Source organism: Thermocoleostomius sinensis A174 (assembly GCF_026802175.1).
Lineage (GTDB): Bacteria > Cyanobacteriota > Cyanobacteriia > Elainellales > Elainellaceae > Thermocoleostomius > Thermocoleostomius sinensis.
Genome location: NZ_CP113797.1, coordinates 3,030,202 through 3,051,583, shown reverse-complemented (window position 1 = coordinate 3,051,583; position 21,382 = coordinate 3,030,202). Strand labels below are relative to the sequence as shown.

The following is a 21,382-nucleotide window of genomic DNA, read 5'->3' as shown; positions in this document are numbered from 1 at the left end:
TCTCCTTAATGATTCTATCTAGAGTTGTCTGGATTGACCCATTGATTTTGTATCAACGTTATCCTTGACATTGCTCTCTAAAACTACCCAGAGGAACTATCAACGTTTCGATCGGATGCTGTTACAGTTGGACGAGACAGATTCAGATAAAACAGCGCTCTTACCTCTTATGTTGACGATGTGGACTTGGCTGTTAAATCTGCCATCGAAGCTTGGTTGCTTCTGTTATTAATATACTGCTCTTAGCTTGCAAATTCTGTGAACGATACCAAAGTTTACTTTTGTCAATTCTTGATGCCTTGTTGATGAATGCTTGCTGCTCCCAAACCTAATCTGAAGCGTTTCAGATGAATTTTAGACTAGTCTATTCATGCTTTGGCTCTACCGCATCTCCCCTTTTTTTCAACTGCGTAACCCCGTGCTTAATAGTTCTACTGATTTGTCTTAAACGAGGGAAGCGAGCGGAACGCCACTTCGCGGCGCGATTGCCACGAACGGTCTCTACCGCCCCAATTCTTGCGATCGACGATAGGCTGCTCGCACTGCCTCGATGATTGCCGATCGAAACCCTGCTTGTTCCAAGTGGGCAATCCCTGCGATCGTAGTTCCTCCTGGACTAGTTACCCGATCTTTCAGAACTGCCGGATGCAACGATTGGGTTTGCAATAATTCAGCCGTACCGCGCACTGTTTGAATCGCGAGTTGAGTGGCAATAGCTCGTGGCAACCCCGCTGCTACCCCACCATCAATCAACGCCTCAATCATCACCGCTACATAGCCAGGTCCTGATCCTGAAAGCCCAGTGACAGCATCCATCATCGACTCTGGTACTTCTACTACCTCTCCTACCGCCGCAAAAATCTGTTGCGCTATTTGCACATGGTTAGGATTGGCTTGATGTCCGGGTGTAATCGCCGTCATGCCTGCTCCGATCGTAGCGGGAGTGTTGGGCATCGTGCGGATCACTGGTTGTCCTGGAAAGGCCGCTTCTAGTTTTTGAATTGACACGCCTGCCAGAATAGAGATGACTAATTGCTCCGAAGCGGCAGCTGGTGGCATAAGTGCATCCACAACGGATTGAAACACCTGGGGCTTAATTGCCAACAACAGCACGTCTACCTCAGCCACCACCGCCTGATTATCACCCGTAGCGTGAATGCCATATTGTTGCGCCAAAAAGTCTCGACGTGATGGTAATGGTTCGCTTACCCAAACGTCTTGTGCTTGATGGGTTCCCCGTGAAATAAGGCGGGACAACAACGCTTCAGCCATTACCCCGCCGCCAATAATCCCAAGTTTTGCTGTCAATGAACTCTAGCTCTCCTGAAGGAATATGGAGCACACCATTGAAGAACTGCTTCTCATTAGGCCATTCTAGCTTGATCGGCTGTCCAGGCAGGAGTGGGGGTGGCGCGCGGACGCATTTGCGGTTGAGGTGTTACCATGTCTGGGGTCAATTGCGTACTGACCTGAACACAGTTGGGGGTGAACAAGAAAATGCTTTCGCCAATCCGCTCTTGATGACCATCGATCGCGTAGGTGCCACCAGCGATAAAATCCACCGCCCGTTGCGCTTGATCGGGGTCCATAATTGTTAAATTCAACACCACCGATTTCCGTTCGCGCAGTGCCCGAATGGCTTGCGGCATTTCTTCAAAGCTACGAGGCTCCATCACCACAACTTCAGACATTCCATTCACTGCACCGGGCATTCCAATTACATTGCTCACAGTCCCAACTCCAGATGTTTCGTTCGAAAGGGTCATACGCTCACGTAGCCGCCGCCGCCGCGGTTCTTCTTCAGGAATCGTCGTTGCTGGCTGAGGATGTTCTTCTTGGTAGAGATTGCGGTACTCTTCCCCGTCTACTTCAGCATATTCATACTCATAATCTACGGGATCATTCAGCCCAACAAAATCTCTTAGTTTAGAAAAGATATTGCTCACTGTTCACGCTCCATCACAACTAGGGTTAACTTGAAAAGCACCTAAGGCTAGCCCAGAAATCGATTCTTTGACCAGTATCCTCATGTACAGATGAAACTTTGTGAAACGCTTCCTGGAAAATAACTCTGCGTCACATTTAAGTGTTACCGAGATAACCAATTCCAGGGCAAATTCTGTAGCGAAACCCAAGCCAGAGGCTTCAACATCAAAACAATGCTCGCTCTTATCAGCACCCTGTTACCTTGACCTACTTGATTTGAGTCACTTGATTGAGTCAACAGTATACCCCAAATTTCTCTAGCAGAACCGATCGAAACTAACTAATTTAAAGAGTCTCAGAAACAAAATACGAAAACAAAACATGGACAGCGATTAACACACATAGCACACGAGAAACCTGCCCATTGTTATCACAATGCTGCCAAAAAATCGAGGTGCAAGGAAATGAAAACTCCACTCACCCAGCCTTGGTTAAAAAACTAAATAAATGAAAGCTTGAATGTCAATCTAACTGGCATCAGTCGATCGGTCGGCATTGTTCAATATAGAACATGCGGCTGCTCGATTGAACAATCAAACCTAAATTAAACCTTAAAGTTGCTTCCCGATCTTAGCCTTGTTACATGAATCGGGCTTTTAAACTTATCACAACAGTATACAAATCGTGCAGATGAGATAACTGCTCTTTCCACCGAATCACCACTGAATAGCCCCCTAAACTACGCTACTGATAGCGGTCTGACCGCCTTGTTTTAACACCTGTAGAGTATAGCGCATAAATGCTCGATGTCAACCTATTTAGGAAAACCGCAATTTTGCTTCTACAAGTTGGCTAGGTCGGCTGCACTTGCAACTATCGTCATGCGGAAAACATTCTAAGTTTTGCTTGCAGCATCGCTTATTTTCTCGCATTTCGGAAGAAATGACTCAGCAAAGATGGTGAATTATTTTTGTTGCAATTTAAGTTTAATTAAATTTCCCTTAACCATTTGAAGCGCTAGCTTATTCAGGGATAGATAAACCAAGCTAGCTATCGTATCTGTTCTGTTTTACCGTTGACCTGTTGCCTACCTATTGTTCATTTGACGGCCGTTCACCAAATAGCGTTCGTCCTAATCGCACCATGGTTGATCCTGCCTCGATCGCCAACAAGTAATCGTCAGACATGCCCATTGAAAGCTGCTGCATCTGAAGATTAGGCCAGTTCTGCTGACGAATCTGCTCAGCAAGTTGTTGAGTTTGTTGAAACACAGACAGAGTTTGGGCTGGCTCCAATCCATAGGGAGGAATTGCCATGAGTCCAACGATATTGAGATGAGTACATTGATTTAAGTCTGGCAAGTCTGTTAACAAATCGGTTGGATTCCATCCATACTTATTGGGATCAGGCAAGAGCTTTACTTGTAAGCAAATATTTGGCTTCCTACAACAGGTTTTGGCCAATTGATTCAAACGGTTTGCAAGTTTTAAGTTATCCACTGAATGTATCCATTCAAACAACTCCAACGCTTTTGCTGCTTTATTACTTTGTAAATGACCAATCAAGTGCCAGGTAACATCAGCTAAGTCACGCAGTTGTGCTTGTTTGGTGCTAGCTTCTTGGATACGACTCTCACCAAAGTCGCGGATACCAAGCTCATAGGCAATCCGCATTAGTTCCACAGGGACTTGTTTAGTGACCGCGATCAGCTTCACTGAAGCGGGTAATGTCTGTCGAATTTCGCGCAAGCGATCGGCCAATTGTTCAGCTTTGAGGAAGTGCGTCATTGGAACGTTTGCTTATGAGTCACCTGAAGCTGAGTATATTCCTGATGCTGTCCACTGCGACGAAGATCTCTCAAACGGCTTTCTACCAAAATACGTGCATCTGCTCGGCCAATTGGCTCAAACCGAATACCGTTTGCTTCAGTGGTGACAACAAAAAACAGCCGCTGAGCATATAGAGTAGCAAATAACTCTCGATGTTCTTCAATCAAACAAACTCGAAATAGCAGACCAAATGTCGGATGGTTTAAGTAGGTTTCAGGGTTCATTTGGACTTTGGCTGCATTAGGAAAAATGGGATCTAACATTGGGCCAAGTGGCGCGGACAATTGCAACGAAGCTGACAACTAACTTGAATGAACTAGTCAAGGGACGTGAATGAACATTCCCTGACACTACCTTAAGTGACTCAAACTTCAAATCAGGTTTAGTACTGAAAGAAACCTTGTGAGGAAGTTGGACGCAGTTAGGCTATTGCAAAGCTTTTGGGATGTCCAACCTAGCGGGGAATGAGTCAATCAAATTGAGTCGTGATTTCCCATAAAGGTAGCTTTATGCTACAAAATTTTAGCGCTTTTAAGCGCATACTCTCTGTTCGAGGTTACAGGTTTAAAGTTTTAACTGCCAACCAGCCAGCGAGCGCTCCAAAAAACACCGATCCCCACGATCGCAAACCAATCGCGTAAGCGCAACCGAGATTGGTGCCATTGTACCCGGTGCTGATTAGGACTCGTAAAACCACGTACTTGCATGGCGCTGGCAATCTGCTCGGCTCGAACTAGCAGGTTGTCGATCAATCGTTCTGCAATCATTGTCCATACTTGCATGGAGCCACGAAACCCTAGCTTTTTCCAATTAATCGCCCGAGTCCGAACGGATCGCACCAGATTTTGCACTTCTTCTAAGACTAGAGGAATAAAGCGCAAGGACAACGTCAGAGTTAAGACAATCTCGGTGACTGGAATGTTAAATCGTCGCAAGGGTTGCATCAAATTATCGATACCAGCGGTGATTTCCTCAGGAGCAGTGGTCATTAAAAACAGGTTAGTGCTGTAGATCAAAACAAACGTCAGGGTTGACAGTCGAATCGCCAATTCTAGCGATCGGCGCGTAATCCGAATGGCACCTTTGTGAAATAGAACATAGCGATATCCAGTTGGCTGTGGTAGCTGCACTGGCTCTTCAATTTCAGAGAGTGAATTGGGGGAGGGTTGCTCAGATGGCGTCGATTCGCTGAGGGGAGGGGTGGCATTGGCAGGCAGGGAAGTTGATTGAACCACCAGTTCGTTGTTGGGAAGGCGCGGTTGCTTAGACACCGTAATCCCGTCGGGCGCAAACATTGTCACTATAAACAACAGTAAGCTAAACAATAGAATTAAGCCCAGTTGCCGTTGCCAAACGCGAAAGGGCAACAGAGACAATAGTGTCAACAGAAAAAGCCAACCCACTAGCGATAGTCGCCATTCTGGACTCGCAGCGATGGGGGTCAGGAGAAAGCTCAGCAACCATCCTAACTTGACCCGTGCATCTAAAGTATGCAACCAGCTAATAGGTTGTTCTAAATACAGCCCGATCGGTAGCGATCGTAGTAAGTCCATAGATCCTCAGATCCTCAAACCTTAGTGGCACGGTTTGGGTTGTTTCGCTCGAGATCGCGCAACTTTTTCCCTCGCCACAGCAATCGAATTGGTGTTCCCTTAAAGCCTAAATGCTGACGAAACTGACGCTCAATGTACCGGCGATAACTATCATTGAAAAGGTCCGGATTGTTGACAAACAAGGTAATGGTTGGTGGCCGACTTGTGACTTGAGTACCATAGTAAATTTTGCCTTGCCGTCCCTGTCGGGTAGTGGGTGGAGTGTGCCAACTGACCGCTTCCTCTAGGACCTCATTAATTACTGACGTGCTGACACGTCGCTTGTGTTGCTCTGCGGCTGTATTCACTAGATCGATAATTTTATCAACTCGCAGACCAGTTAAAGCGCTGACAAAAATGGTTTCTGCCCATTCTGTAAAATGTAGTCGTCCTTGCAAGTGTTTTTCGTATTCATAAATGGTATACGAATCTTTCTCGATCGCGTCCCACTTATTGACGACAATCACACAAGCCCGCCCGTCTTCGAGAATGCGTCCGGCCAATTTTTGATCTTGCTCTGTTACACCGTCAATCGCATCGATCACCATTAGCACTACATCGGCTCGGCGAATCGATTTAAAGGCTCGATTGATGCCAAAGAACTCCGGTCCATATTCAACATTTTTCTTTTTACGAATGCCAGCGGTATCAATCAAGCGATAGCGCTGCCCTTGTCGCTCCACCACTGTATCGATCGCATCACGTGTTGTCCCCGAAATTGGACTGACAATTGCTCGTTGCTCCCCCACAAATGCATTCAGCAGACTGGACTTGCCCACATTAGGGCGACCCACGATCGCCACCTTGATTTCTTCAACCTCTTCAACATCCTCGCTGGGTGGTAAATACTCTACCAGTTGATCTAACAATTCGCCCGTGCCGCTGCCGTGGATGCTGGAAATCGGAAAAGGTTCACCGAACCCTAAACTCCAAAACTCAGCGGCTTGAATGGCTCCTCGTTCTGGTGATTCACACTTATTCACTGCTAGCAGCACTGGAACGGGCTGTTGTCGCAACCAGGTAGCAATAGCTTCATCAGCTCCAGTCAGTCCGGCTTGCCCGTCTACTACAAAAATTGCCACGCTCGCTTCCGATAAGGCCAGCATGGCCTGTTCTCGAATCAGCGGTAAAAACTCCGTATCGTCATCAAAGACCAACCCACCCGTATCGACTACTAAAAAATCTCGATCGCGCCAATAGGCCGGGCGATACGTTCGATCGCGGGTTACACCTGGCTCGTCATGCACAATGGCATCTCTGACTTCGGCTAACCGATTCACGAGGGTAGATTTGCCAACGTTGGGGCGACCAATAATTGCAACAACAGGTAAAGACATGAGTCGATGGAGCAGAGATGAGCAAAAAACGAGCCAACCAGTAGAATTTTACGTCTGCTAATCCTACAGTCCCCTATTGTCGCTTAAAAAACTGGAACTGGGGCCGAAACCCAAAATCGCGGATCACCAAATTGAGCTTAGCGGATTTCTCGGATGGCAGTTTGAGCGTCGCGTCTTAATCCTGCCGCGATGCGAAATAGCTCTTGTCCGGTATGCAAGTAATAATCGTCGTAGCTGGTGACAAACCGTTCCAGTTCGTCTAGTCCATCACCTACTTGGTTGAGGCAGTAATACAAGTGGGCCGCGACACCTGCCACGTTAGAAGGATTGGGCAAGGAACGAAACGATCGCTGTGCTTGTTGCAAGTAGTCACGACAATCGTCTAAATATAGTTGAAAATCGCCTAGTAATTCATCATCAAAGGGATCAGCAGCCAGATCGTCGATTTGATCGGCAAGGGGATTCAAAATGCGCAACAGTAACCGATTCACGGGTTGATATACCTGGCTTAACCATCGCTGAAGTTGTTCGTCACTATCCCGTCCGGTTTTACGTTGTTGATATTGTGCCTGGGCGGCGGCTGTTCGCTGTTGGCGATTGTTAACTTCAACGGGATCGTAGCGTCGGTAGAACCCACTCGGATCATGGAGTTGCCGATCGTAAGATTGCCGCTGTTGGGGATCTCCTAAAATTTCGTAGGCAGCATTGATGGCGGCAATGCGATCGTGATTGGCGGTCTCACGATTGCTATCGGGATGAAATTGCTTGGCAAGCCGTCGATAGGCGCGTTTAATATCAGCGTGGCTTGCAGTGGGGGAAACGTCTAGGGTTTCGTAGTGGGTGAAATGCTCCATACGCCCATTGTATAAGCGCAGAGTCAAGACAGGGAGGGGGATGGCGGATATCTACTAGACAGTACTAGACGGGGGCAAGTAATTCTGGATCTTGAAAGAGCGGAGTGCTGAGATAACGTTCTCCAAAGCTAGGTTGAATCATCACTAGCAATTTACCCGCGTTTTCAGGACGACGCGCTACTTGCACAGCCGCTGCTAGGGCCGCGCCGCTGGAAATTCCAGATAATAATCCTTCTTCGCGAGCGAGCCGTCGCCCATACTCGATCGCTTCGTCGTCACTGACCGCAATCACTTCGTCAATAAGATTGACCTGTAGCACCGGCGGAATGAAGCCAGCCCCAATTCCTTGAATTTTGTGAGGGCCTGGCTTTCCGCCTGACAAAACGGGGCTATTGGCTGGTTCAACCGCGATTGCTTTAAAGGTTGATTTACGCTGCTTCAAAACTTCCGATACTCCGGTGATCGTTCCACCTGTGCCAACACCTGCCACAATGAAATCAACATGTCCATCGGTGTCTTCCCAGATTTCGATCGCTGTGGTTTCTCGGTGAATTTGCGGATTAGCTGGATTTTGAAATTGCTGCAACATGTAAGCATCAGGTGTAGAGTTTAAGATTTCCTGCGCCCGTTGAATACAACCTCCCATCCCTTCAATGCCTGGAGTGAGTTCTAACTCGGCTCCATAAGCTCTCAGCATGGCTCGTCGTTCTGAACTCATCGTTTCTGGCATTGTTAAGATCAATCGATATCCCTTAGCCGCTGCGGCCATCGCCAACGCAATTCCTGTGTTACCGGAGGTGGGTTCAACCAGGACGGTTTTTCCGGGCGTAATCAAGCCATCCCGTTCAGCCGCTTCAATCATGTTGATGCCAATGCGGTCTTTAACGGATGCTGATGGGTTCATTCCCTCAAGCTTCACAACAATCTGGGCAACGCAACTTTCAGCCCGTGGAATTCGATTTAACTGTACAAGCGGTGTACGACCAATTAGTTTTGTGATGTCACTAGCAATGCGCATAGATTTGAAATAAAAAGGCTGACATGAAGATAAGATGCGGCACAAGTAGCAGTAGAGCGAGAAGATTAGCCAAACGAAAGGGAGCTTAGAGGCATTAAATGTAGTACATGATATCTAGTTGACGTTTGGCATCACGGCTCTCAGTGAGGTCTTGCAGCGTATATTTCTGTAAAACTGCATCCGCTGCTTGACCCGCTTCTTGCCAAATTTCACGAATCACCATGCCTTCGATCGATTTTGCCTCTCGATCGGGTTCAGGGGATTTAGAATCAAGCCCTTCAATGCAGTTAATGACATCTAGTAGAGAGATTTTCCAAGGCTCTCGCGACAGTAAATATCCCCCGCGAGCACCCCGTTGACTGCGCACCAGTCCAGCACGCCGTAATGTTGCCAGGAGTTGTTCTAAGTAGCGATCGGGAATACTCTGTTCCGCTGCGATTTGACGGATTTGTAGGGGTTCGCCGTCACTGTAGTGGGAAGCTAGCTCTAGCAGTGCTAGCAACGCATACTCACTTTTACAGGAAAGTTCCACGGGCAAGAAGGTTAGAGGGATTGCTCTTCCAGTATACCCCGGTTCTCCAGTGGGGTTTGTTGGTTTTCCATAGAGAAAGCGCCCAAGTTCGCAAACTTGAGCGCAAACATCTATATCAAAAATATGTTGAGGAACAATCTAACCCTCCTAGAAGGAGAAGGTCGTGCGGATAGCGCCTGCGAAGGTATCGCTGAGGTCAGGGTCGCCACCGGGGTTGGTCAACCAGATGACACCCGGCGTCACCGAGATGTTCTCGTTGATGCGGAAGCGGTAGAAGCCCTCCACGGCAAAGGGAATGCGGTCAGCCCCGCGGCTGTCCACCAACCCAGCGTTGAAGGTGCCATCGCCAAAGCCCCGGGCATACAGCGGCGCTCCGGCAATCACACCCAGCAAGTTGCCTTCACCGCCCAAGTCGGCAATGCCCAGCGTTGCCTGATAGCTCCACACATCATAGTCGCCGCGCTCAATCACCCGAATTGGTGCATAGGCAACCCCACCACCGACTTGCAAAAAGCCCAGCTTGAAGTTCACCTGAGCTCCATAGATGTTGGCGACCTGCGGACGGTCTTCATCCAAGAAGAAGCTGTCGTTAGCATAGCTGTTGGAGTACATCACGGCTGCATCGACAAAGTCGCTGAGGAAGGTCAACTGCACAATGGCGCCATAGTCTCCGTTGAACAGTCCGGCTCCGTTTGAGGAGTCACCTGCTTCACCCGATGCGTAGCCAAAGTCCAAGCTCAAGTTGTCGTTGAACTGGATGATTGCGCCTGCACCGAAGCCACCGGGAATCAAGCTGTACTGAGCGGGAGCACCAAAGCTGGTCAGTGAGCCTTGTCCACTGCTGTCAAACGGGCTGATGGTGCTAGCGACGAAGTCCGAGTCGCCGATGCTGTTGGCACCCAGGATGATTTGGATGTTGTCACCCAGTGGGAAGGTGTAGAGCAAGTCATCGAGCACCAAGTTGTTGCTGGGGGTGCTGGTACCACCGAACGACCAGCCCAAGCCGCCCGCAGTCAACGAGTCGAAGTTTTGGAAGTCGCGAGCTTGCAGACGAGCGCGCAGCAGGTCTTCTCCGGTGAAGCTGGTGTCGAAGTTGAGGCGAACCCGGTAGCCGCCGATGGGTTGGCTAGCGCTGAAGGAGTCGTCTTCATCAAACGGCACTGCCACAGCGAAGATGGTTTCACCGCGTAGTTTGGTGGTGGTGGAGAACTGGTTTTCTTCGAGTTCTGCCACGCGAGCTTCCAGGTTATCGACGCGTCCGCGCAGGGTAGCGAGTTCAGCGGCGAATTCTTCTTGCAGGCGTTGTAGGGTAGCGAGGTCTTCGCGGGTGGCGAGGTCAGCGGTGCTTGCGGCAATCAACTCGCTGATGCGGTCTAAGCATGCATTAAGTCCAGCCGCAAATTCATAACGAGTAAGTGCACTTTGCCCGCGATAGGTGCCATCAGGATAGCCGACAATACAGCCATAGCGCTCTACCAGTGATTGCAAAGCTTGGTAGGCCCAGTCCGTCGGTTGGACATCTGAAAATTGGGTAATGGATGTAACCTGATCGATCGAGCTTTGGTTACCACTGTACTGCAATACTTCATCGATCGAGGTGACATCGGAAGGCACGCTAGAAGCGGCCGGAGCTTCCTCAACAGTTGCCTGTGCCAGGTCAGTAACAGGCTGAATCTCCAGATTTGCTGTGTCAACCTCAGCAGGAACTTGAGATTCAGTTGCTAGTTCCATTGAAGCCGCTGGAGCGGCACTAACTTCGAGGGGAACTAACTCAGTTGCCGAAAGTGCTTCGCTTGTACCCAGGTCGATCGTGGTGGTCTCGTTCAACAACGCTTCTACGTCCGTTGTTGGAGCATCAGCCGCCAAGGCGGACGCCGACATTAGCACAGCCGCGCCCAGCAGCGTTGGCGTTACCAGCAATGAATTCCACAAAACGTTGGATGCCATATATCTTGTCCTCACACCTAAAACTAAAGGACTCTAATGTAGAAATACCACATGTTCGGATAGTTCGCTCTTAAATTAACACAGATTACAACGGCTTAATTGCATCAGCAGTATACACTTCATCAAAAATTGCCATAAGTAAAAATCATAGTTAAGCAAGACAATAGTACAGAGCTACGATCGCAGCTCTGTACCAATCATTTGCGCTAAATTCGACCCGATCTAAAGACAGAGACTCACTGAATAAAAACAACCCTAGAAGGAGAAGGTCGTGCGGATAGCGCCTGCGAAGGTATCGCTGAGGTCAGGGTCGCCACCGGGGTTGGTCAACCAGATGACACCCGGCGTCACCGAGATGTTCTCGTTGATGCGGAAGCGGTAGAAGCCCTCCACGGCAAAGGGAATGCGGTCAGCCCCGCGGCTGTCCACCAACCCAGCGTTGAAGGTGCCATCGCCAAAGCCCCGGGCATACAGCGGCGCTCCGGCAATCACACCCAGCAAGTTGCCTTCACCGCCCAAGTCGGCAATGCCCAGCGTTGCCTGATAGCTCCACACATCATAGTCGCCGCGCTCAATCACCCGAATTGGTGCATAGGCAACCCCACCACCGACTTGCAAAAAGCCCAGCTTGAAGTTCACCTGAGCTCCATAGATGTTGGCGACCTGCGGACGGTCTTCATCCAAGAAGAAGCTGTCGTTAGCATAGCTGTTGGAGTACATCACGGCTGCATCGACAAAGTCGCTGAGGAAGGTCAACTGCACAATGGCGCCATAGTCTCCGTTGAACAGTCCGGCTCCGTTTGAGGAGTCACCTGCTTCACCCGATGCGTAGCCAAAGTCCAAGCTCAAGTTGTCGTTGAACTGGATGATTGCGCCTGCACCGAAGCCACCGGGAATCAAGCTGTACTGAGCGGGAGCACCAAAGCTGGTCAGTGAGCCTTGTCCACTGCTGTCAAACGGGCTGATGGTGCTAGCGACGAAGTCCGAGTCGCCGATGCTGTTGGCACCCAGGATGATTTGGATGTTGTCACCCAGTGGGAAGGTGTAGAGCAAGTCATCGAGCACCAAGTTGTTGCTGGGGGTGCTGGTACCACCGAACGACCAGCCCAAGCCGCCCGCAGTCAACGAGTCGAAGTTTTGGAAGTCGCGAGCTTGCAGACGAGCGCGCAGCAGGTCTTCTCCGGTGAAGCTGGTGTCGAAGTTGAGGCGAACCCGGTAGCCGCCGATGGGTTGGCTAGCGCTGAAGGAGTCGTCTTCATCAAACGGCACTGCCACAGCGAAGATGGTTTCACCGCGTAGTTTGGTGGTGGTGGAGAACTGGTTTTCTTCGAGTTCTGCCACGCGAGCTTCCAGGTTATCGACGCGTCCGCGCAGGGTAGCGAGTTCAGCGGCGAATTCTTCTTGCAGGCGTTGTAGGGTAGCGAGGTCTTCGCGGGTGGCGAGGTCAGCGGTGCTTGCGGCAATCAACTCGCTGATGCGGTCTAAGCATGCATTAAGTCCAGCCGCAAACTCGTAGCGGGTCATGGCACTTTGCCCGCGATAGGTGCCATCAGGATAACCAGCAATACAGCCATAGCGCTCTACCAGTGATTGCAAAGCTTGGTAGGCCCAGTCCGTCGGTTGGACATCTGAGAGTTGGGTAATTGAAGTGACCTGAGACTGCGAATTCTGGTCGTTGCTGTATTGTAAAATCTCGTCGATCGAAGCAGTGCTAGTTACAGAATTGACTGAAGAGCCTGGAGTGGCCTGCGCAACTTGAGTCACTGGTTCAGCATCAGCTACGGGATTTGCCTCAATCACCTCAGCACTGACACTTAAATCAGGCATACTCGGCTCAGAACCGATTGCCACTTTGGCAGGAACTTGAGATTCAGTTGCTAGTTCCATTGAAGCCGCTGGAGCGGCACTAACTTCGAGGGGAACTAACTCAGTTGCCGAAAGTGCTTCGCTTGTACCCAGGTCGATCGTGGTGGTCTCGTTCAACAACGCTTCTACGTCCGTTGTTGGAGCATCAGCCGCCAAGGCGGACGCCGACATTAGCACAGCCGCGCCCAGCAGCGTTGGCGTTACCAGCAATGAATTCCACAAAACGTTGGATGCCATATATCTTGTCCTCACACCTTAACGTACATCTAAATCAGTGAAATTCAGATTTACAGCTACGATTGTAAGCCCGACAAAATTGATCGATCAAGGTGGATTCACGTAAACCTAAAAAATAGCCAATTTATTGGTTTTGGATTAGGAGTGGGTACACTGAATGGGTTCTCAAATCAGCTTGTCCTTTGGGAGGGCTTCCGATTTGTGCAGTAGGAGAGGGTATGGCTCGATCGACTTCTTTCAGTTCCGCGCCCGTTTCTCCTGATCCAATCGAAGGACAATTGCAGCAAATTGTTCAATTGGGTCAGGCGGGTAAAATTGCAGAAGCCGAGCGACGGTGTCAGCGGTTGGTGCAGCAGTTTCCTAAAACGGCAAGCGGATGGGATCTGTTTGGACTCATTGCACTTCAGCAGGGAGAATTTCAAGCGGCTTTGTATCGGTTGCAGCGGGCGATCGAATTGAAGGCCGATCGAGCAGAGTTTCACGATCATCTGGGGGTAGCTTACTGTGGCTTGGGTGAGTTGGAATTTGGTGTTGCAGCCTATCAACAGGCTCTGACCCTGAACCCCCAAGCGGCACACACTCGCTACAATCTGGGACTAGCGTGGCAGAAGCTAGGGCAGTGGCAAGAAGCCTTGCAGACTTATCAACACCTGATTGCTCAGCACCCCACCCATGCATTGGCTCACTTTCAACTGGGAAATTTGTGGCAGCAACAGCAGCAGTTCTCTCAGTCTATTCGTTATTATCAGCAGGCGGTGCAGCATCAACCTCAGTACACCGAAGCGTGGTACAACTTGGGAGTCGCATTGCAACAAATAGGCGAGTGGAGGCAGGCGTTTCAGTCCTATCAGCAAGCGCTATCTTTAAAGCCATCCTATGCCGAGGCGTTGAACGGGTTAGGCACGCTATTAGAAAAACAAGGCAATGCGATCGCCGCTCTTAACCATTATCAACAAGCACTGGCTCTCCAACCAAACTATGTACACGCTTTGATGAATTTAGGCAATCTTCAGGTGCGACTAGAGCAGTTACCTGCTGCTGAAATTACCTATCGTCGGGTGTTGCAACTGGATGCAGACAATATTCAAGCGCTAGATGCACTGCTGAAAATTCAATTACAGCAGTGTCAGTGGTCAGACTGGATGAAAACAACGGCTGACTTGAAGGCACGAATACACGATCGCCTCCGGCAAGGATTGCCCTGTAACATCTCGCCACTGAACAGCCTATTTCTACCGTTCTCTGCTGCCGAGCAACAAGCGATTGCTCGTAGTCATGCAGAGAAAATTTCGGCACGAATGCAGAATGTGTGGCGGCAGAAAGGGGAAATAGGAAATTGGGAATGGGGAGTAGGGAATAGTGGGAATAGGAAGATTCGGTTGGGGTATGTGTCGGGTGACTTCCGCTATCATGCAGTTGGACATTTGATTTTGCAACTATTTGAGTTACACGATCGCCAGAGATTTGAGGTGTTTGCCTACTCGTTGGGCCCCAATGACGGTAGTGCAGAACGACAAAAATTAGAATCAGATTGTGATTATTTCTGCGACATTAGCTGCCTTAGCCCTAGCCAAGCCGCACAGCAGATATACGATAATCAGATTGATATTTTGATTGATTTGGCAGGGTATACTGACTATGCTTGCTCAGAACTTTTTGCCTTACGTCCGGCTCCAATCCAAGTCAACTATTTGGGCTATCCTGGCACATTGGGAGCAGATTGCATCGACTACTTGATCACCGATGCAATTACGACTCCAAAAGAAGATATTGAAACAATCACTGAATCCTGTATTTATCTGCCTAATTGTTATCAGCTAAATAGTTATCTAACTAATAACTTTGATAATCATCAATCAATGGCTGAAACAGATTTACCACCTGACTTATTACCTTTCTCGTTTGTCTTCTGCTGTTTCAACAAAAGTCAGAAAATCGAGCCGCAGATATTTGCAGCCTGGATGCGAATTTTAGCGCAGGTTCCCCAGAGTGGGCTGTGGTTGTTGAGCGATCGTCCTGAAACTGAAGCCAACCTAAAACGCGAAGCAGCGACTCAGGGCATTGATCCCGATCGATTAGTCTTCGCTCCACGGGTTAAAAAAGCAGCGCATCTGGCTCGCCATTCCCAGGCGCATTTGTTTCTAGACACGTTGCACTACAATGCCCACGTAACGGCTAGCGATGCGTTGTGGTCGGGTGTGCCGCTAATTACAGTCATGGGTAAGACTTTTGCCTCACGGGTGGCAGCGAGTTTGCTGACAGCAGTTGGATTGCCAGAACTGATTACCTCTAGCCTTGACGACTACGAGCGCCTTGCGATCTATTGGGCTACCCATCCGCACGAATACCAGCAACTTCGTGCAAAATTGGCGACTCATCGATCGCGGTTTCCTTTGTTTGATACGGCACGGACAGTACGAAATCTAGAGACGGGCTACCAGCAAATTTGGCAGCGATTTCAGTCGGGTCAAGCTCCAGCCACCCTTTGGGTTGAGGAGATACTGTCTTCGGAAGCCGAAGCATTTAAGGATCGGCAATCTCAATGGTCTCCGATAGTGAAGCCAGAAACCCAAAACACAGACAATCTTATTAATCCGGCAACTGTTGTCACGACATCTGCCCTTACCCTCAATCCCTCGCCCTCTGGGAGCGGGACTTCCGATCTGGCCTCCCTTCTCCCAGAAAAGGAGAAGGGGTTGGGAGATGAGGGTGGTTCGGAAGGCAAGATCAAATATGGCCGGGTTAATAAACTAGTGATTGCCCCTTCTCCTCACGTATCGCTTCCGTTCCCAGAGACGATCGCCTGTCGAGTAGATGATGGATTTTGTCAGTGGCTCAGCCGGGTAGATGGCTCATTGATTCTTAGTACCTATCAAGCGGGAAAAGTGATTTTGATTGGCTGGAACGGGCAGCAGGTGACAATCTTGCCGCGAGACTTTCCTAAACCCATGGGAATTGCTGTAGCGGGCGATCGGTTGGCGCTGGCCACCCAACAGGAGGTGTTACTCTTTGCCAATGCATCGGTTTTGGCAGCCGCCTATGTGCCCAATCAACCTGGACGGTATGATGCACTCTATCTACCACGAGTTACATATCGAACTGGAGATTTACATATTCATGATTTAGCTTACGGAGATGAAGGGCTGTGGTTTGTTAACACGCGCTTTAGCTGCTTGGCTCAGATTGATCCAGAATTTACCTTCATCCCTCGGTGGCAGCCGTCTTTCATTTCGCAACTAGTTCCCGAAGATCGCTGTCATTTGAATGGGTTAGCGATCGCGGATGGTCGCCCTAAATATGTGACAGCATTGGGGCACAGTGATACTTGTCGGGGATGGCAAGACAACAAGGCTATGGGCGGAGTAGTTATAGACGTGGCCACTGGGGAGGTGTGGCGATCGGGGTTGTCTATGCCGCATTCACCGCGTTGGTATCAAGGCAAGCTGTGGTTGCTGAATTCAGGAGCCGGAGAAGTTTGGCAGGTTGATCCAGAAACAGGACACCACCAAGTCGTGTGTGTCTTACCAGGCTTTGCGCGTGGGCTGTGTTTAGTAGATAACTATGCTTTGATTGGACTATCGCAAGTTCGCGAGACTTCTATGTTCGGCGATTTGCCGATTCAAACTCGATTTGATCGTCTGCGGTGCGGTGTGGTGATTGTGGATCTGCGAACAGGACTTCCAATTGGGCAATTAGAATTCATCGGCGGTTGCCGCGAACTGTACGACATTGCTTACCTAGCCAACCAACGACGCCCCACGTTACTGAATGCCAACCCAAGCTCTGGACAGCAGGCAATTACGACACCCGACTTTGCCTACTGGTTGCGATCGGTTGCTCAAGAAACATAAAAGGCGGTGTGCACACCGCCTTCCAACAATCAACGATTGGGGTAACACTTATCCTGCTGTCGCGGGCTTTTGCGAAGAAACTTGCCGGGTTCGAGTGTTAGTCTCCTTTGCCGGTTCAACCACTGCAAGTTCAATGTGGTTCAGCAGCGTGGTGACAAAGGCAAACAACAAGAAGGGCAGCGACAATACCAGAATGAGACCAACCGTTGCCAAGGCATAGATTGGCCGGCTGGCTCCCATCAACGCCAAGGCAGAAGCAAGGCTAATGAAAATTACAACTAGCCAGACAATTACCTGGCCGTAGATGTCTCCAAACGTTAGGGTACAGATCATTCGATAGTTTTTCTTGTCCATAGAGCATTACCCCAGCGATATGCTTATTAAAGCTTTAAATTAAGGCTCAGTGAGATAGAAGGGGACGTTACCTAACTCTTTTTAAAGAGTTGAAATATTCCTTTACGTTACATCAAGCAATTGCCTGCAAAGTTATTAAGAAATACTGAAGAAAATCTTTTCCTTTATTACTTTATCTAGTATCTAGGTTTCCCGTGTCCGATCGCTATTTATTATTTCACAAGCCCTACGATGTGCTCTCGCAATTCACTGACGAGAGGTCGGCAACAGTGCGCAAAACCCTCAAAGATTTCATTCCTGTGTCGAAAGTATATCCGGTAGGGCGGCTCGATCGCGATAGTGAAGGACTGATGCTGTTGACCAACAACGGCCGTTTGCAACACATTCTCACCGATCCGCGCTTTCATCATCCTCGTACCTATTGGGTGCAGGTAGAGCGGATTCCTGAAGAGGCAGCGTTAGAACAATTGCGACGGGGCGTGATGATTCAAGGCGATCGCACTCGTCCAGCCCAGGTGCGGTTACTTGCTCAAGAACCCGAGTTACCGCCCCGCGACCCACCCATTCGCTATCGCAAGTCGGTTCCTACTGCCTGGCTAGAAATGACCCTCACTGAAGGTCGCAATCGGCAAGTGCGACGCATGACCGCTGCCGTAGGGTTTCCAACCTTGCGTCTAGTGCGAGTGGCAATCGGCTCGTTGCGGTTAGAGGGGTTAGCGCCTGGACAATGGCGCGATTTGACTCTATTGGAACATCAGGCATTAAGACGGTTTTGGCGTGGCTAAATTTCAAAGGGAGTTGCCCTTGTAGTTGGTAATATCAGGGTTGACAATGTTGGGTCGCGGCGATCGGGGGTCGGGGCTGTGCAGAGGATTATTCATCGGTATTTGCGGCTCCTACGGGTTGCTGAAGTGCGTGATCGAGACAAGCGATTGGGTCGCTCTGCATCATGCTTCCCAAGCCAACACCAACAGCGCATTGACAATAGCGGCGGCAACAGCCGATCCGCCCTTACGTCCTTCCACTCGAATTTGTGGCACGGGTGTTGCTGCTAAGGCAGCCTTTGACTCTAAAACCGAGATGAACCCGACAGGCGCCCCGATGGCTAAGGTTGGCTGCACCGATGTAGTTTGCCATCGATTGCAGAGGGTCAGCAATGCTGTAGGAGCATTGCCAATGACAAAAATTGCCTGGGGATATTGCTGCCAACAGGCGAGCATTCCGGTTTCTGTGCGGGTTTTTCCAGGTAGAGCGTTGGGTGCTTGCTCAACGGCTGCAATCACAGGATTGTTGAAGGTTTTCCCTACCAGGGTTTTGATGCCCTGCTGCACCATGCTGACATCGGTGACAATCGGCACTTGCTGACGCAATGCCGCAACGGCTCTTTCGATTGCATCAGAGCTAAAACGGATGAGATCTTTGAATTCAAAATCTGCGGTACTGTGAATGACTCGGCGCACGATCGCATACTCTGCGGGTGAAAACGGATGTGCTCCAATTTCACGATCGATAACGGCAAAGCTCTGCTCTAGAATCGGATGATTGATCGAATCCATGTAGGAATAGAGGGTGACGATTAGTCTTTTGATGCGTTTGAATGTCGATTGGATAAAAAGACAGTCAAGTCTTCTTTTGTTGGTAAAGACGGTTGTGCTCCGGCCTTCGTGACCGAGAGAGCAGCTACGGCCGCCGCTTGGGTTGCAGCCTGCTTTAATGACATTCCCGCTGCCAAGCCAGCCGCCAATCCTCCATTAAAAGCATCGCCAGCCGCCACCGTATCAACCGCATTTACAGGAAAAACCGGAATTTCAAACGTTTCTTCCCGACTTAGGCATAGTGCTCCCCGCTTGCCTAATTTTGTAATCACCGTCTCAACCCCCCGCTGATGCAGAACGGCAGCGGCTTTCTCAGCAGCGGCTAAATCGGTGACTGGAAAGTTTACCAACTGACTAGTCTCTACTTGATTGGGTGTGATTAGGTCAACATAGCCATAGAGTTCATCGGGTAGATCCGCTCGTGCTGGAGCCGGATCAAGCAGCACCGTCACACCAGCCGCTTTGGCTGCTTTGGCCGCTGCCGTAACCGCTGCGAGTGGCACTTCCAGTTGCAGCATTAGTACCTTGGCTTGAGACAGTACTGGCAACAGTCGATTGATATCTACCTCATCAATCTGACCGTTGGCCCCTGGAACAATAATAATAGTATTTTCGCTGCTGTCGTCTACGCTAATGACCGCCACTCCCGAATGAGTTGTTTGATCTATTAAAACCCGATTGCAGCCCACTCCACTTGCCTGTAACCCTTGCAACAGCGTTTGACCAAAGGCATCATGTCCCACTCGTCCTATCATTTCGGTAGCGATCCCCAGCCGAGCAACCGCCACGGCTTGATTTGCCCCTTTGCCGCCTGGAACTGTTTCGAACGAATGTCCCATCAGGGTTTCACCCGGAGCCGGAAGCCGAGGCGCTCGCACCACTAAATCCATATTGATACTGCCAAACACAACGACACTCATGGAGATGCTCCTTGGCATATGCTAGTTAGTTTTGATTACCTTCAGCGCTGCTATGCATGACTTGGATACGGCTAGTCAGGTATCTCAGCGATGGGACGAATGCTCTTGCCTAGTATAGGATTGCCACAATTGAGAGAATTCTTAATTTTTAAGAAGTAACGAATTCATTGACAGTGTAATTCGTTCCAAACATTCAAAAAATATTGCGATCGCAACCAATTCATCAATTTTCTTAGAGAATATGAGTCCATCGTTCAAGTCATAGTTCTCAAGTAGTAGCATGATGGACCTTAAACGAACGATGATTTGATTCAGTAGGTTGGAGAATGCATTAGTTCCCCATCGGCGCGATGATGTTGCCAGGCTGGGGGGATGAGCAATGCTGGCTGGTTCGTTTACCAATTTTGTCAGCACCTCGATCGCCAGACTATTCTTAGAATAATTCACAGCATTTTAACCAAAAGCGATGACAACCCAATCTCTAGATCTGCAACCACTAAAGATCATTCTCGATACCGACCCTGGTGGCGATGATTCGTTTGCGTTTCTTTGGCTACAAAGCCTAGCGAAACAAGGACTCGCTGATATTGTGGCTGTAACGGCTGCTGATGGCAACGTTCATGCCCAACATACCTTCGTAGGCGCATCTAAGCTGCTGCAACTGGGTGGCTTTCCAGATGTGGAAGTAGGACGCGGTGTGATTGGTGGTTCAAATGGGGAGGTGGAAGACGCTGGAGCAATTCATGGAGCCGACGGGATGGGCAATTTGTCGCACACCTTGCCCAACTCTCGCCAAACCTATGAGACGGCTCGTTATTCGGATGACCTGTTGATTGAAAAACTGAAGCAAGCTCCTGGTGATATCACGCTTGTGGCGATCGGGCCGCTCACTAATTTAGCAGCCGCGGAACGAAAATCACCAGGTGTACTGCAACTGGCCAAGGAGATCGTGATTATGGGCGGTGCATTTGAAGCGCCAGGAAACGTCACGCCAGAAGCCGAATTCAATATTGCTTTTGATGCTGATGCGGCTGATATTGTTTTCAATCACTGCGATCGACTCGTGGTAATTCCTTTAGATGTAACGCACCAACTTATCTTTACCAATGAAATGGCTAAGCGCGTCAGTGCTGTAAATTCGGATCACCCAATTGCCCAATTTGTGGTGTCGTTGTGTCAGTTTATGGTCAGCACGGCACTGGCGTTTCGAGAAACCCGTGGACAAGCTGGTTTTTTGGTGCATGATGCGGCTACGTTAGCTTACTTATTTCATCCGGAAACCTTACTGTTTCGACGAGGACGAGTTCAGGTGGAAACGAAAGGAAAATGGACTCGTGGCAAAACTGTGCTCGATCGGCGTCATAGTGCTAAGGTGCAGCCCAATGCTTGGATTGCGATGGAAGTAGACAGTGTCAATTTACTAGCCATCCTAATCGAGGATCTGAAATATTTGATTCGATCGACTAATCCTTAAGCAATTGCCCAGACACTTTTGTGCCAAACCATCCTCATCCCCCTACCCCT

The 21,382-nt window shown here is 49.5% G+C and carries 17 protein-coding genes; 3 read left to right on the top strand and 14 right to left on the bottom strand.

The annotated features are described in order from the left end of the window. Positions 1 to 501: 501 nt before the first annotated feature. The 11 genes from proC to OXH18_RS13100 all read right to left on the bottom strand — a co-directional run bounded on the left by proC (position 502) and on the right by OXH18_RS13100 (position 13,138). Positions 502 to 1,308, bottom strand: a complete 807-nt coding sequence (gene proC, locus OXH18_RS13150; protein ID WP_268607538.1) for a pyrroline-5-carboxylate reductase — start codon at positions 1,306 to 1,308, stop codon at positions 502 to 504. Between the two features lie 56 nt (positions 1,309 to 1,364). Then, entirely contained in the window at positions 1,365 to 1,946 is a 582-nt protein-coding gene (locus tag OXH18_RS13145; RefSeq protein WP_268607537.1) for a cell division protein SepF, read from the bottom strand. 1,071 nt (positions 1,947 to 3,017) lie between these two features. Then, positions 3,018 to 3,713: a YggS family pyridoxal phosphate-dependent enzyme gene (locus OXH18_RS13140; protein WP_268607536.1), complete on the bottom strand. Its 696-nt coding sequence runs from the start codon at positions 3,711 to 3,713 to the stop codon at positions 3,018 to 3,020. Further along, the gene (gene pipX / locus OXH18_RS13135) at positions 3,710 to 3,979 is read right to left on the bottom strand and encodes a transcriptional coactivator PipX (RefSeq protein ID WP_268613177.1); all 270 of its coding nucleotides are present in this window, start codon (positions 3,977 to 3,979) and stop codon (positions 3,710 to 3,712) included. The genes OXH18_RS13140 and pipX overlap by 4 nt, the downstream gene beginning before the upstream one ends. A gap of 348 nt (positions 3,980 to 4,327) precedes the next feature. Next, entirely contained in the window at positions 4,328 to 5,308 is a 981-nt protein-coding gene (locus OXH18_RS13130; RefSeq protein ID WP_268607535.1) for an energy-coupling factor transporter transmembrane component T family protein, read from the bottom strand. Between the two features lie 14 nt (positions 5,309 to 5,322). Beyond that, entirely contained in the window at positions 5,323 to 6,684 is a 1,362-nt protein-coding gene (der, locus tag OXH18_RS13125) for a ribosome biogenesis GTPase Der (RefSeq protein WP_268607534.1), read from the bottom strand. A gap of 137 nt (positions 6,685 to 6,821) precedes the next feature. Beyond that, complete coding sequence (locus tag OXH18_RS13120; protein WP_315874719.1) at positions 6,822 to 7,538, bottom strand: J domain-containing protein; 717 nt, start codon at positions 7,536 to 7,538, stop codon at positions 6,822 to 6,824. A 64-nt stretch (positions 7,539 to 7,602) separates the two neighbouring features. After that, entirely contained in the window at positions 7,603 to 8,556 is a 954-nt protein-coding gene (cysK, locus tag OXH18_RS13115) for a cysteine synthase A (protein ID WP_268607532.1), read from the bottom strand. A 94-nt stretch (positions 8,557 to 8,650) separates the two neighbouring features. Then, positions 8,651 to 9,088, bottom strand: coding sequence for an Rrf2 family transcriptional regulator (locus OXH18_RS13110; RefSeq protein WP_268607531.1), 438 nt, complete (start codon positions 9,086 to 9,088; stop codon positions 8,651 to 8,653). Positions 9,089 to 9,235: 147 nt separating this feature from the next. Beyond that, a complete protein-coding gene (locus OXH18_RS13105) occupies positions 9,236 to 11,035 on the bottom strand; it encodes an iron uptake porin (RefSeq protein ID WP_268607530.1) in 1,800 nt (599 codons plus the stop codon). A gap of 255 nt (positions 11,036 to 11,290) precedes the next feature. Then, entirely contained in the window at positions 11,291 to 13,138 is a 1,848-nt protein-coding gene (locus OXH18_RS13100) for an iron uptake porin (RefSeq protein WP_268607529.1), read from the bottom strand. Positions 13,139 to 13,356: 218 nt separating this feature from the next. On the opposite strand from OXH18_RS13100, the gene OXH18_RS13095 reads away from it, so the two are divergent. Then, a complete protein-coding gene (locus OXH18_RS13095; protein ID WP_268607528.1) occupies positions 13,357 to 16,989 on the top strand; it encodes a TIGR03032 family protein in 3,633 nt (1,210 codons plus the stop codon). A 48-nt stretch (positions 16,990 to 17,037) separates the two neighbouring features. Here OXH18_RS13095 and OXH18_RS13090 read toward each other — a convergent pair whose 3' ends face one another. Next, positions 17,038 to 17,343 carry a hypothetical protein gene (locus tag OXH18_RS13090; protein WP_268607527.1) on the bottom strand — a complete coding sequence of 102 codons (306 nt, stop codon included), beginning with the start codon at positions 17,341 to 17,343 and terminating at the stop codon, positions 17,038 to 17,040. Between the two features lie 194 nt (positions 17,344 to 17,537). Here OXH18_RS13090 and OXH18_RS13085 point away from each other — a divergent pair, with 194 nt between their 5' ends. Further along, complete coding sequence (locus OXH18_RS13085; protein WP_268607526.1) at positions 17,538 to 18,128, top strand: pseudouridine synthase; 591 nt, start codon at positions 17,538 to 17,540, stop codon at positions 18,126 to 18,128. Positions 18,129 to 18,290: 162 nt separating this feature from the next. Here OXH18_RS13085 and OXH18_RS13080 read toward each other — a convergent pair whose 3' ends face one another. Beyond that, positions 18,291 to 18,899 (bottom strand): cobalt-precorrin-8X methylmutase, encoded by a 609-nt coding sequence (locus OXH18_RS13080; protein WP_268607525.1) that lies wholly within the window; start codon positions 18,897 to 18,899, stop codon positions 18,291 to 18,293. Between the two features lie 20 nt (positions 18,900 to 18,919). Further along, a complete protein-coding gene (rbsK, locus tag OXH18_RS13075; protein ID WP_268607524.1) occupies positions 18,920 to 19,858 on the bottom strand; it encodes a ribokinase in 939 nt (312 codons plus the stop codon). A 466-nt stretch (positions 19,859 to 20,324) separates the two neighbouring features. Between rbsK and OXH18_RS13070 the strand changes: the two genes are divergently transcribed. Continuing rightward, entirely contained in the window at positions 20,325 to 21,332 is a 1,008-nt protein-coding gene (locus OXH18_RS13070; RefSeq protein ID WP_268607523.1) for a nucleoside hydrolase, read from the top strand. Positions 21,333 to 21,382: the final 50 nt, after the last annotated feature.